This window comes from Peribacillus sp. NPDC097225, from assembly GCF_044761955.1.
Taxonomy (GTDB): Bacteria; Bacillota; Bacilli; order Bacillales; family DSM-1321; genus Peribacillus.
Window position 1 is genome coordinate 86,919 of the sequence record NZ_JBIWDJ010000003.1, and the last position, 12,450, is coordinate 99,368.

General features: G+C 42.5%; 12 protein-coding genes. 11 read left to right on the forward strand and 1 reads right to left on the reverse strand.

The window, feature by feature from the left end; genetic code table 11:
• Positions 1-20: 20 nt before the first annotated feature.
• From ACIQXH_RS10495 to ACIQXH_RS10505, 3 genes are all read left to right on the forward strand, one after another.
• Positions 21-1,568: a GNAT family N-acetyltransferase gene (locus ACIQXH_RS10495; RefSeq protein WP_402867535.1), complete on the forward strand. Its 1,548-nt coding sequence runs from the start codon at positions 21-23 to the stop codon at positions 1,566-1,568.
• A 145-nt stretch (positions 1,569-1,713) separates the two neighbouring features.
• Positions 1,714-3,444 (forward strand): phospho-sugar mutase, encoded by a 1,731-nt coding sequence (locus tag ACIQXH_RS10500; protein ID WP_403123373.1) that lies wholly within the window; start codon positions 1,714-1,716, stop codon positions 3,442-3,444.
• Between the two features lie 182 nt (positions 3,445-3,626).
• Positions 3,627-4,154: an NADPH-dependent FMN reductase gene (locus ACIQXH_RS10505; RefSeq protein ID WP_402867537.1), complete on the forward strand. Its 528-nt coding sequence runs from the start codon at positions 3,627-3,629 to the stop codon at positions 4,152-4,154.
• A 117-nt stretch (positions 4,155-4,271) separates the two neighbouring features.
• On the opposite strand, the gene ACIQXH_RS10510 is transcribed toward ACIQXH_RS10505, so the two are convergent.
• The gene (locus tag ACIQXH_RS10510; RefSeq protein ID WP_402867538.1) at positions 4,272-4,520 is read right to left on the reverse strand and encodes a YhdB family protein; all 249 of its coding nucleotides are present in this window, start codon (positions 4,518-4,520) and stop codon (positions 4,272-4,274) included.
• Between the two features lie 133 nt (positions 4,521-4,653).
• On the opposite strand from ACIQXH_RS10510, the gene ACIQXH_RS10515 reads away from it, so the two are divergent.
• The 8 genes from ACIQXH_RS10515 (at position 4,654) to ACIQXH_RS10550 (ending at position 12,444) form a co-directional block, all read left to right on the forward strand.
• Positions 4,654-5,622: a M14 family zinc carboxypeptidase gene (locus tag ACIQXH_RS10515; protein WP_403123375.1), complete on the forward strand. Its 969-nt coding sequence runs from the start codon at positions 4,654-4,656 to the stop codon at positions 5,620-5,622.
• A gap of 51 nt (positions 5,623-5,673) precedes the next feature.
• Positions 5,674-5,994 (forward strand): DUF3889 domain-containing protein, encoded by a 321-nt coding sequence (locus ACIQXH_RS10520; RefSeq protein WP_402990649.1) that lies wholly within the window; start codon positions 5,674-5,676, stop codon positions 5,992-5,994.
• 247 nt (positions 5,995-6,241) lie between these two features.
• Positions 6,242-7,123, forward strand: a complete 882-nt coding sequence (locus tag ACIQXH_RS10525) for a radical SAM/SPASM domain-containing protein (protein ID WP_402867542.1) — start codon at positions 6,242-6,244, stop codon at positions 7,121-7,123.
• Positions 7,124-7,321: 198 nt separating this feature from the next.
• Positions 7,322-8,164, forward strand: a complete 843-nt coding sequence (locus tag ACIQXH_RS10530) for a MurR/RpiR family transcriptional regulator (protein ID WP_403123378.1) — start codon at positions 7,322-7,324, stop codon at positions 8,162-8,164.
• A 13-nt stretch (positions 8,165-8,177) separates the two neighbouring features.
• Positions 8,178-9,332 carry a M20 peptidase aminoacylase family protein gene (locus ACIQXH_RS10535; protein ID WP_403123381.1) on the forward strand — a complete coding sequence of 385 codons (1,155 nt, stop codon included), beginning with the start codon at positions 8,178-8,180 and terminating at the stop codon, positions 9,330-9,332.
• Positions 9,322-10,116 carry a GNAT family N-acetyltransferase gene (locus ACIQXH_RS10540; RefSeq protein WP_403123383.1) on the forward strand — a complete coding sequence of 265 codons (795 nt, stop codon included), beginning with the start codon at positions 9,322-9,324 and terminating at the stop codon, positions 10,114-10,116. Before ACIQXH_RS10535 ends, ACIQXH_RS10540 begins: the two co-directional genes overlap by 11 nt.
• Before the next feature lie 15 nt (positions 10,117-10,131).
• Positions 10,132-11,241 carry an o-succinylbenzoate synthase gene (gene menC, locus ACIQXH_RS10545; RefSeq protein ID WP_403123386.1) on the forward strand — a complete coding sequence of 370 codons (1,110 nt, stop codon included), beginning with the start codon at positions 10,132-10,134 and terminating at the stop codon, positions 11,239-11,241.
• Between the two features lie 126 nt (positions 11,242-11,367).
• Positions 11,368-12,444, forward strand: a complete 1,077-nt coding sequence (locus ACIQXH_RS10550) for a YkvI family membrane protein (RefSeq protein WP_402867547.1) — start codon at positions 11,368-11,370, stop codon at positions 12,442-12,444.
• Positions 12,445-12,450: the final 6 nt, after the last annotated feature.

Below are 12,450 nucleotides of genomic sequence, written 5' to 3' on the forward strand. Positions count from 1 at the left end.
AATAAAGGAGCCTGAGAAAAATGCCTAATTTAGACCTGCATAAATTTGAGAAAATCATGGAAATACGAAATATGAAGCTAGGGGACATAGACGAAATCATTGCTATGCAAGCGTCTTGTTTTCCAGGGATGGATCCATGGAAACGAGATCAGCTCGAGAGCCATTTGGAAATCTTTCCGGAGGGCCAATTCGTAGCTGAGTACGATGGCAGAGTGATTGGTTCTTGTTCAAGCCTCATTATCAATTTTGACGAATATGATGATCGCCATACTTGGGATGATGTAACGGATAATGGCTACATCACGAATCACAATCCAGACGGTTATAATCTATATGGAATTGAAGTCATGGTTCATCCAAAATTCCGCAGGATGAAAATAGGACAACGACTATATGATTCAAGAAAAGAACTAGCTGCACAAATGAACCTGAAAAGTATCATTATCGGCGGCAGAATTCCAAACTACCATAAGTATGCGGATGAATTGCTACCGAGAGAATATGTCAAGGAAGTGCAACTGCATAAAATATATGATCCAGTCTTATCGTTCCAGCTTTTAAATGGGTTCACCCTTATGAGGATCAATCCCAACTATTTGCCTGATGATCTGGCTTCCAATAAATACGCGACACTCATGGAATGGAATAATTGGGATTACCAACCGAAATCGAAGCGTTATTACAAGACGTCCGAACCTGTTCGGATATGCGTCGTGCAATACATGCTCCGTCGTATCGAATCATTTGAAGATTTCGCGAACCAAGTGGAGTATTTTACGGATGTAGCGTCCGACGCCAATGCTGATTTCGCTGTATTCCCAGAGCTGTTCACAACCCAGTTGATGTCGTTCTTAAATGAACGGTCTCCAAGTCTGGCAGTCAGGAAGCTTTCGGAATTCACGGAACAGTACATTGAATTGTTCACGAAGCTTGCAGTAAGATATAACGTCAATATCATCGGTGGTTCTCATTTCGTTAAAGAGGAAGATGACAATATTTATAATATTGCCTACTTGTTCCGTCGCGACGGAACCATTGAGAAACAATATAAAATTCATATTACACCAAATGAAAGAAAATGGTGGGGGATTAATGCGGGAGACCGCGTACGTGTCTTTGATACGGATTGCGGAAAGATCGCCATTCAAATCTGTTATGACATCGAATTCCCGGAACTTGCTCGTATAGCGACAGATATGGGTGCCAAGATCATTTTCACACCTTTCTGTACGGAAGATCGACAAGGTTATCTGAGGGTTCGCTATTGTGCCCAGGCACGTGCTGTGGAGAATCAGGTCTACACAGTCATCTCCGGAACTGTCGGGAACTTGCCACAAACGGAAAACATGGATATCCAATATGCACAGTCTGGAATTTTTGCCCCTTCAGACTTCGAGTTTGCCCGTGATGGTATCGTAGGGGAAACGAGCCCTAACCTTGAGATGGTGCTTATCGGCGATGTCGATCTGGAAATCTTACGACGGGAGCGTCAATCCGGTACGGTAAGACAATTAAAAGATCGTCGCCATGACATTTACAAATTGCAATACCAAAAAGGAGATAAATAAGGATTTACATGTGCTCGTGACGAAAAAGCAACAGTTGCTTTTTCGTCACGAGCCTTTACTTCATTTATGGGGAAAAATATGTTAATTTTATAATAGGGTTAATACATAAAATTCAAAATATGGGCGTTGAGAGGAGATGTTGGAGATGGAATGGAAATCTTTCTACACCGCTTGGGCAGGTTACCAGAATTTAAATGGGGAATTACGTGTCCTGCTCGAGGAAATGCAACGGGATGAAGCAAAACTCGAAGATGCCTTTTATAAGAACTTGGAATTTGGGACAGGTGGCATGCGTGGGGAAATTGGAGCTGGAACGAACCGGATGAACCTGTATACGGTTCGAAAGGCAACGGTGGGACTGGCACAATATATTTCATCATTCGGGGAAGAGGCAAAAAGTAGAGGGACGGTCATCGCCTATGATTCGAGGCACAAGTCACCGGAATTCGCACTGGAAGCGGCTAAAACATTGGCGACTTTCGGTGTGAAAGCCTACTTATTCGATGAGCTGCGACCAACGCCTGAATTATCGTTTGCCGTCCGGGAGCTGAATGCCTTTGCTGGAATCGTGATTACAGCAAGCCATAACCCTCCTGAATATAACGGATACAAAGTTTACGGGCCGGATGGTGCACAGTTGCCTCCAAAAGCCGCTGACCAGGTCATTCAGTACGTGAATGCCATTGAAAGTGAACTTGATATACAAATTAAAGAAGTGGAAGCGTTAAAAGAGAAGGGGCTTATCGAGATCATTGGGGAAGAGTTGGATATCGCTTATAATCAACAGCTTTTGACGGTTCCTGAGAATCCGCAATTAGCCGAAGAAATGGATGTGTCACTTGTCTTCACCCCTCTTCATGGAACAGCCAATAAATCGGTTAGGCGCGCACTTAAGGACCTGGGGTATCACAATGTCCATGTCGTCAAGGAACAGGAATTGCCCGATCCGGACTTTTCGACGGTGAAATCTCCTAATCCTGAGGAGTCAGCCGCATTTGAAATGGCCATCGAACTTGGCAATCAGGTGGAAGCCGATCTATTGATTGCAACGGACCCTGATGCCGACCGGTTAGGGATTGCCGTGAAAAACGAAGCGAATCAATATGTCGTTTTAACTGGTAATCAAACGGGAGCCTTGTTCTTGGATTACTTATTGAGTCAGCAAAAGGAAAAAGGGACGATTCCTCAGAATGGAGTGGTCTTGAAAACAATTGTGACTTCGGAAATCGGGAGGACGATTGCAAAGTCCTACGGGTTGGAGACGGTGGATGTTCTGACTGGCTTCAAGTTCATTGCCGAGAAAATAAATGAGTATCAGAAAACCGGGGCACATAGCTTCGTTTTCGGGTATGAAGAAAGTTACGGCTATCTAATCAAGGATTTCGCCCGTGATAAAGATGCCATCCAAGCAGCGGTTCTTGCTGTTGAAGTATGTGCTTATTACAAAAAGCAGGGCTTGACCCTTTACCAAGGCTTGATGAATGTCTTTGAAAAATACGGATTCTATTTGGAAGGGCTACGTTCATTAACCCTAAAAGGAATGGAAGGGGCAAAACAGATCCAAGGAATATTGGATCGATTCAGGCAAAACCCACCTACCCAAATAGGGGGTATCCCCGTAGTCATCGCCGAAGATTATCAGAACGGTAAAAAGTACGATTTGAGAACGACTGTTGAGGAAGTGATTGAACTTCCGACATCCAACGTTTTAAAATATTTCCTCGATGATGGAACGTGGGTATGCCTCCGTCCTTCAGGTACCGAACCGAAAATTAAATTCTATTTCGGGGTCCAAGGAAGTTCCCTGCAGGAATCGGAAGATAAGCTTTCCGCCGTCATTAACGATTTCATGAGTGAAATAGAAGCTTTGGTGTAATAAATAAAGGGAGAGCGAAGGCAAGTTCTTCGCTCTTTGTTCCGAAATAGGATAGAAATGGAATGTCTCAAATTCAAGGAAATTACGCATGGACTTTGGTATACTGATTGAGGATAATGGGATATTTTGATGAAATATATTTCAGACCTATCATTTCAAACTTACCAAGGAGGGGAATATCCATGAAATTAGTCATCATTAATGGTTCACCACGTAAACAAGGACGTACAGGGATTGCTTCACGCTTCATATCTAAACAATACGGAGCAGAATTAATCGATTTAAGCAATAGTGAAATTCCTTTATATACCGGGGAAGGCGAGCAATACCAATTGAAAGTGATTCAAGATCTTCGCACAAGCATCGAAGAAGCGGATGGTGTCATTTTAACGACGCCGGAATATCACGGTTCTATGAGTGGTGCTTTGAAAAATGCGTTGGATTTCCTAAGCAGCGATCAATTCACACATAAACCAGTCGCGCTTCTTGCCGTTTCAGGCGGAGGTAAAGGTGGAATCAACGCGTTGAATTCCGTGAGAACGGTAGGCCGCAGCCTTTATGCGAACGTGATTCCAAAACAACTAGTACTTGATCCGCACTGCTTCGATTACGAAAATGACGGATTGAATGAAGAATCCGCATTGCTTGTCGACGCTTTGATGGATGAATTGAAAATGTATGCAAGTGCATATGCGACAATAAAGAAATAATGGAAAAAGGGGTCAGGTATTTTCATACCTGACCCTTCCTTGTTTCCATTAGGGTTTCACCAGCCATAGTTTAATCCCTGATAAGCAACTTGCATAATATTTCCCATTTTGTACAAACTATTGTTGAACTTCCGTTACATATTCATATTCACTCGTCTGTTCAGCAGCATGATCGAGATAACGAAATAGGGCATACAGCTGAGATTGAACGATTTGGTAATCATGCTCAAACCGATATGCGTGTAAAAAATGCTCAATTTTCTTCGAAAGAATGTGATCTTTCGTTCGTACCATCAAAACTAAAAGGCTGTCCCAATCCGATCGGTGAGTATGAAACAACGCCTGATCATAATCCGCTATCCTCATCATCATTCTCCTCCTTACTAAGGAGCTATTTGTATTTTGTACAGAATGGGCAGAAGCTCTCCTTACAATAAGTGGTGATATAGAAAAACCGCGTTTGTTGTTTTTTACCTGAATAATAATCAAAGGTGAGTTCATGAAAAAAATCATTTTGCTTTGGTGGATCTGTTTTCTGCTTTATCCTTCATCCGCATTCTCTGAACAGCTATATTCACCCGAAACAATGGAAAAAGATCTTCTGGAAATGGAAAAAAAGTATCAACTAAAAACGGTAACAATCGGTGAAACTGAAAAAGGAAAACCGATAAAGGCCGTTAAACTTGGTAGGGGGCAGAATTCGATTTTAATGGTCGGTGCCCATCATGGACGGGAATGGCTTAGTACGATGATTCTGATGAAGATGCTACAAGATTATGCCTCCGCCTATCAAACGGGTAAGCCAATCGGTGAAATCCCCTCGGATTTATTGGATGAGGTCAGCATCTGGTTCATCCCGATGTTAAATCCTGACGGGGTCAGGATCCAGCAGGGTGATTTCTCTCACTTAAATGTATGGGAGCGAGTGGCGGTCTGGAAAATGAATGACTATAGCACAGAGTGGTCCCGGTGGAAAGCCAATGCGAATGGCATCGATTTAAACAGGCAATATCCAAGTGGTTGGGATGACATAATCAATGAAGCGAAACAACCCACGTATCAGTTTTATAAAGGAAAACGTCCACTGATGGCATCGGAGGCAAAAGCACTTGTGTCCTTCACGAAGAAGCTCGACCCCCTTATTGCTGTTTCCTACCATACGTCTGGACGGGAAATATTTTGGCACTATCACAATAAACCTAAGAACATGGCAAGGGATTACGGCATAGCGAAGAAAACGGCAGAGCTAACCGGTTATGAACTGACCATCCCGGAAAAGGAAGCAATAGGCAGTGGATTTACGGATTGGTTCATTACCGAATTCGAACGGCCGGCGCTGACCATTGAACTTAGTTATTTAGTGGAGGAAACGAATCCACCCTTGTCCGTATTTCCCGAAGAATGGGACCGGAACCGTCAAGTGGGGATGATGCTTGTTCAAGAAGCGAATCGATTGAATAACTATTGAGATGTTATACATAATAAGACTAATAAGTGAGAAATGGTGGGAGGTAAAGGGATGAAAAAACTTCTGATGCTGGTCATGGGGCTCATGATACTAACGCAAATGGCTCCAAGTGCACCACTTGCTGCAACCCCGGATTATGAGAAATACGGGAAGATTGCCATCACTGTCGTTCAGGCAGATTATCCTGGAGACGATGTGACCGACTATCAATATAAAGGCCGTAAAAATTTGGGCAATAAACAAGTGGAAGACGACTTTGTATTCGTAGTGGTGGAAAATGGCAAGGAATTCAACGTCATCGTTACCGTCCAGCATGATCTGGAGAATAAAAAGCTTTTGAGCTTGAAGGTCATGGAACAGAAAAGAAAATGAATGCAAAGGAATCAGCACCTTCTTTTTAAACATTACCGAAACGAAATGACATTCATTTCTGAGCATAGGAAGGAATGGACGTAAATCCTGGTCCTCTAAAGGGACATAATGGAAGAAAGAAGGGAACTTCTAAATGTGGAAGTTCCCTTCATTTTGTTCGGAAATCCATTTTTCCATTGCATTTATAAGGAAGGAACAAGTATAGTTAATAACAGATTAAATACAGCAAGATTTTAGGGGAATTATAATGAGAAAGTTTAAAAAAGTATATGTCGAAATAACGAACATATGTAATCTGAAGTGTAATTTTTGTCCGAGTTCTAGCTTGCAAAGGACATTGAAATTTATGAATCCAGAAGGTTTTACGCACGTGATTGAAAAGATAAAACCACATACGGACCATATATATTTCCATCTAATGGGTGAACCATTTTTGAATAAAGATTTGGGCACGTTCCTGGATATTAGCGCCGAGAATGATTTGAAAGTGAATATTACGACAAACGGCACACTGATCCAAAAGGTGAAGGATAAGCTTCTGTCCAAAAAAGCGCTTCGTCAGGTGAATATTTCCCTTCATAGTTTTGAAGCGAATGATACGAGCAATAGCCTGGAAAGTTACGTAAGTAATATAACGGATTTCATTAATGAGGCAAATGCAACGAGTGAAGTGATCTGTGCCATACGACTATGGAATATGGATTCAGATGAACTTAAAGCGAGTAATGGGTTGAATGATGATATTCTTTCGATGTTGGAAGAGAAGCTTTCACTGGACATTCGTTTAAGTGAAGCCCTTCAGGAAAAGAATAATATCAAACTGAAGGATCGGGTTTACATCAATATGGCGGAAAAATTCGAGTGGCCGGAACTTGACCGCGATATCATTGATGAAAATATTTTCTGCTATGCATTGAGAGATCAACTCGGAATCTTGGTGGATGGAACGGTGGTCCCTTGTTGCTTGGATAGTGAAGGGAAGATACCACTTGGGAATATATTCGATTCATCCCTAGAAGAAATCCTGGATGGCGAACGGGCGAAGAATATGTATGATGGCTTCTCGAGAAGATGCGCCGTTGAAGAACTCTGTAAACGATGTGGCTACGCAAAGCGCCACAAAAAATAAAAGATGGATGTAACCCACGGAGATACTCTTCGTGGTTTTTTTTGAATTCATTTTGATTATTTTATTAAAATATTCAGAATATTATTGATTTATGGAAAGGCTGGTGTTAGAATGTTCTCTATTATCAGTGAAGTTAAAACTTCAAATCTATTTAAAAAAAGTATACGATTCATTTTTGTTACTGAAGGGAAGGATTTTATGGATGTTCAGCAAAAAGCAAAAGAGATATTCCCGGCATTAACGACTGGGCAAAAAAAAGTGGCCAAGTACTTGTTGACTCATGCCCATACATTTGCCGTCAGTTCAGCTCAAGCGTTAGGGAAAGAAATTGGCGTGAGTGAGACCACGATCATTCGCTTTTGTTATTCGCTAGGGCTAAGTGGTTTTGCTGAACTTCAAAAACTGATTCGCAATCAGCTGATTTTCGAGAGCAGTAGCTTGAATGAATACCATACTTCTAAACTCGAAGTCGCAAACGAGCCAAACTTCATGGCACAAGTGATGGAACAAGATATCGAGAGCATCAAAAAGACCATACATAATCTATCAAATGACGATTTCACAAAAGCGGTGGACAAAATTACGTCAGCCGATAGTATTTTAATTTCCGGACATCGTTTATCCTTTTCGGCCGCACATTGGCTGACGTTCACACTAAGGCTTGTGAAGGAGGATGTTCATTTATACCGGCCGGATACAGACGATATCTTTTTACAATTGGATAAAATGACGGAACGTTCCGTTTTCATAGCGATATCCTTTCACCGTTATGTGAAAGAAACGGTGAAAATTACGGAGATGGCTAAACAGGCAGGGGCCTTTGTGATCGGGATTACCGACTCCGAACTTGCCCCTCTTGCAGATTTCGCGGATGTATTATTACCGGTATCAACGCCGAAGACTTCGACCATCGATACAGCACCTGTTTTATTTTCCTTATTGAATAGTTTAGTAGCGGGTGTCTCAATAAAAGACGAACAAGGATTCAAAGATAGAAAGTCTAAATACGACACATTTAAACAGGATGATTTTTTCTTCTGAAGGGGAGTTGGAAATGGATATAACACAATCGCTTGTAAAGTTAAGACCACGGATCATCGAGATATTTGACCATCTGCACGCTCATCCAGAAACGAGTTGGAATGAAGTGAAGACAACAGACTTCATTGCGGACATTTTAACGGAAAACCAATGTACCGTGACAAGATTTTCCGACTGTACCGGCGTGATTGGTGAGATGGGGGAAGGCCGGTTCACGGTGGGCCTACGATCGGATATCGATGCATTATGGCAAGAAGTGAATGACACATTCCAGGCCAACCATTCATGTGGCCACGATGGGCATATGACTCTGGCTCTTGGCGTTTTCCTTGTATTGAAGGAAATGAACTTTCAACCAAAAGGGAAACTCAAATTCCTTTTTCAGCCTGCAGAAGAAAAAGGAACGGGTGCCTTGAAGATGATTGAGGAAAAAGTCGTCGATGATATAGATTTTCTGTATGGCGTGCATGTAAGGCCTGCGGAGGAAGTGAGCGATGGCCAGGCGGCACCAGCCATCGTTCATGGTTCAGCACAGTTCATAAAGGGCGAAATCCTAGGAACGGATGCACATGGTGCAAGGCCCCATCAAGGTCAAAATGCAATCGAGATCGGGGCCTCTTTCATCACATTGTTGAACAGCATCCATCTTAATCCTTCCATCCCTTATTCCGTGAAAATGACGCAGTTTTCTGCAGGCGGGGAAAGTTCGAATATCATTCCAGGGAAGGCTACTTTTTCGCTGGACTTGCGCGCCCAGGATAATGATGTCATGAAGGAATTGACCATGAAGGTGAAGAAAATCGCACAAGCTCTGGCCATTGCCAATGGCGTTGAAATTACCCTTGAACCAAGTGCATATGTAGCCGCTGCACATGTTGACGAACAAGCCCAAGCCATCATGGCAGAAGCCATAACAGATACACTCGGTAAAGAAAATTTGGTGCCTCCCGTCATTACGACTGGTGGAGAGGATTTTCATTTTTATACGTTGAAGAAACCGACCATTAAAGCGACGATGCTTGGATTGGGTTGTGGCTTAACGCCAGGCCTGCATCATCCACTTATGACCTTTAATAAAGAAGCGCTGCTTTCGGGGATCGAGATTCTGACGAAAGCCATCCTTCTTACTTTCGATAAATATGGAGAAGGGGATCGCCATGACTCATGAATTACACATCAAATCATTATCGACATTAGAAGAGTTACAAGAGGTGCAACAATTGGAGACGCTTGTATGGGGGATGGATTCCATACCAACCCACCAGACGCTGACGGCAGTTAAAAACGGGGGGCTTGTCATAGGCGGTTACCTCGATGAGCAGTTAGTGGGCTTTCAATACAGCTTCCCTGGTTTTAAGGATGGAAAGGTCTTTCTTTGCTCACACTTGTTGGCGATCCATCCGGAACATCAAAAGAAGGGATACGGAAGATTGCTTAAATTGGCACAAAAAGAAGAAGCACTGAAAAAGGGCTACGACTTGATTTGCTGGACATACGATCCATTGGAAAGCGTGAATGCGAATTTAAATATCGGAAAACTTAAAGCAGTTTGCCGTACCTATATGGAAGATTGCTACGGAAAGCTTGAAGGCTCACTTAATGAAGGGCTGTCGACGGATCGCTTCATGGTGGAATGGACGATCAATCAAGATTTGCAGGCAGATGCGAATCTCCCTAGTGAAGCGGCACAACTAGTGACGGTAGAAAAGGATGAACAAGGTTTTCCAGTCATCACGGAATATAGGCTGGATACATATGCAGACATCATTGCCATTCCGATACCAACGGAGATACAAAAAATGAAGAAGGAAAATCTTTCGTTGGCGATTGATTGGCGTTCGAAAACAAGAGAGATATTCAAAAACCTCTTTGCCCAGGGATATGCTGTAGTGGGAATTGAACGGATCAAAGAGGACAACATTCAACATTACATCTTACAAAAACAGAAATAAGTGGGGGAATTAAACATGAAAATAAAAGAAGTGCGTTTACGTCATCTGAATATGGATTTGATTGCTCCATTCACAACTAGCTTTGGTACATTCGTGGATAAAGAGTTTATTTTAGTAGAGGTGAAAAATGAAGCGGGATTATCAGGATGGGCTGAATCTGTAGCTTTTGCCGCGCCATGGTATAACGAAGAAACCATCAAAACGAACTGGACGATGCTGGAGGATTTCCTGATTCCGCTCGTGCTTGATAAAGAAATAGAGCACCCAGGTGAAGTAGCGGAACTGTTCGCTCATATTAGGAAAAATAATATGGCGAAATCGGCAATCGAAGGAGCTATTTGGGATCTGTACGCGAAAGAAAAGAACATTCCACTGAGCACGGCACTAGGTGGAGAGCTGGATAAAATCGATGTCGGCATCAGTATCGGTATCCAAAAAACCGTTCCAGATTTATTGAAAAAAATCGAGAATGGACTGAAAGATGGTTATAAACGAATCAAGATAAAGATTCAGCCGGGCTGGGACGTCGATGTTATCAGGGAAGTACGTAATCGTTATCCGGATGTACCGATCATGGCGGATGCTAACTCGGCTTACCGTTTGAAGGATATCGAATTATTGAAACAGCTGGATCAATTCGATTTAATGATGATCGAGCAGCCTTTGTCATCGGATGATATTGTCGATCATGCGACATTGCAAGCGAGCATCACAACACCGATTTGCTTGGATGAAAGCATCCATTCCGTCGAAGATGCCAGAAAGGCGCTGGATTTGGGAAGCTGTAAAATAATCAATATCAAGATTGGTAGAGTGGGTGGCTTAACGGAAGCTAAGAAAATTCATGATTTATGTAAAGAGCGAAACGTGCCAGTATGGTGCGGTGGCATGTTGGAATCTGGGGTCGGTCGTGCACATAATATCGCATTGACCACACTTGATAATTTTACAATGCCTGGTGATACGGCCGCTTCTGCGAATTATTGGCATAAAGACATCATTAAACCGGAAGTGACGGTGGAAGATGGGGTCATCACCGTGCCAAAGACGGCAGGTATTGGATACGAAGTAGATACGACCATTGTCGATGAATTTACCTCCTATAGTAAACGATACAAAAATTGAGCAGGTTGAGTCCGCCAAGCTTTGGTATTTTCTTACTGAAGATTGGCGGAGCTTTAAACGTGAGGTAGCCAAAAGCTACCCATGCACAAAATTGTCAGAATTATCTTTAAAATGGGGTGGATTTCCATGAAGAACAGTATCAATCTAGCAGGTGCATATATCGGAATCATCATAGGGGCAGGTTTTGCTTCAGGACAAGAAGTATTGCAGTTTTTCACGAGCTTTGGAATCTACAGTGTATTGGGAATTGTCGTGGCGACTGCATTATTCGCTTTCCTTGGAATGCAAGTTACGGAGTTAGGGAGCTCGCTTCAAACACGCTCACATAAAAGCATAATCGATCACCTTTGTGGTCGTCATCTAGGCAGGGTTGTCGATGTGATCATTACCTTTTTCTTATTCGGCGTAACGGTGATCATGATTGCAGGTTCCGGATCCATTTTCGAAGAACAATTTGGCATTCCAAGTATCGTGGGTGCCGCGATCATGACGATCCTCACCATTGGAACGCTTTTGCTTAAAGTCGATAAAATCATGTCGATTATTAGTGCCGTAACGCCATTCTTATTCATCATCATGATTGTCATTGCGGGTTATTCATTCTTTACATCAAATCTTAGCTTCAGTGAAATCATTGCCTCATCCAGTAAAGAAACGGCCGCAACGGGAAATTGGCTAATGGGTTCATTGCTATATGTTTCTTATAATATGACGGCTGGAATCGCGATGCTGGCCGTAATGGGAGGTACAATGAAAAGCAAGAAAGAAGCAGGAATGGGAGGCATTTTAGGCGGGATAGGTTTAGGGGTTTTATTACTTCTAATCAATATGGGGATGATGTCCGACCTTAAATCGATTGAGGGAGTAAGCATGCCCACTCTTTATTTAGCAAATGAAATCTCGCCTTGGTTGGGAAATATTCTGTCCGTAGTGCTGTTAGGCATGATTTATAATACGTCAGTTGGTATGCTGTACGCATTTACTGCTAGACTTGTACCTTCCGAAACAAAGAATTTTAAAATCTCGGTCATCGTCGTAGGGATGTTAGCTTTCCTTGCCAGCTTTGTTGGCTTCATTAAATTGGTTGGTACGGTATATCCTCTTACAGGATATTTAGGTTTTGTCATCATTGCAGCTCTTATCATTTCGTGGGTTCGCTCAAAAACGAAAAAACGGGCATTACATGCAGAAATAGCCAAGTAATAGTAA

Coding starts and splice junctions, on each gene's coding strand:
- ACIQXH_RS10495 (WP_402867535.1), top strand. CDS start 21: ATGCCTAATTTAGACCTGCATAAATTTGAGAAAATCATGGAAATACGA.
- ACIQXH_RS10500 (WP_403123373.1), top strand. CDS start 1,714: ATGGAATGGAAATCTTTCTACACCGCTTGGGCAGGTTACCAGAATTTA.
- ACIQXH_RS10505 (WP_402867537.1), top strand. CDS start 3,627: ATGAAATTAGTCATCATTAATGGTTCACCACGTAAACAAGGACGTACA.
- ACIQXH_RS10510 (WP_402867538.1), bottom strand. CDS start 4,520: ATGAGGATAGCGGATTATGATCAGGCGTTGTTTCATACTCACCGATCG.
- ACIQXH_RS10515 (WP_403123375.1), top strand. CDS start 4,654: ATGAAAAAAATCATTTTGCTTTGGTGGATCTGTTTTCTGCTTTATCCT.
- ACIQXH_RS10520 (WP_402990649.1), top strand. CDS start 5,674: ATGAAAAAACTTCTGATGCTGGTCATGGGGCTCATGATACTAACGCAA.
- ACIQXH_RS10525 (WP_402867542.1), top strand. CDS start 6,242: ATGAGAAAGTTTAAAAAAGTATATGTCGAAATAACGAACATATGTAAT.
- ACIQXH_RS10530 (WP_403123378.1), top strand. CDS start 7,322: ATGGATGTTCAGCAAAAAGCAAAAGAGATATTCCCGGCATTAACGACT.
- ACIQXH_RS10535 (WP_403123381.1), top strand. CDS start 8,178: ATGGATATAACACAATCGCTTGTAAAGTTAAGACCACGGATCATCGAG.
- ACIQXH_RS10540 (WP_403123383.1), top strand. CDS start 9,322: ATGACTCATGAATTACACATCAAATCATTATCGACATTAGAAGAGTTA.
- menC (WP_403123386.1), top strand. CDS start 10,132: ATGAAAATAAAAGAAGTGCGTTTACGTCATCTGAATATGGATTTGATT.
- ACIQXH_RS10550 (WP_402867547.1), top strand. CDS start 11,368: ATGAAGAACAGTATCAATCTAGCAGGTGCATATATCGGAATCATCATA.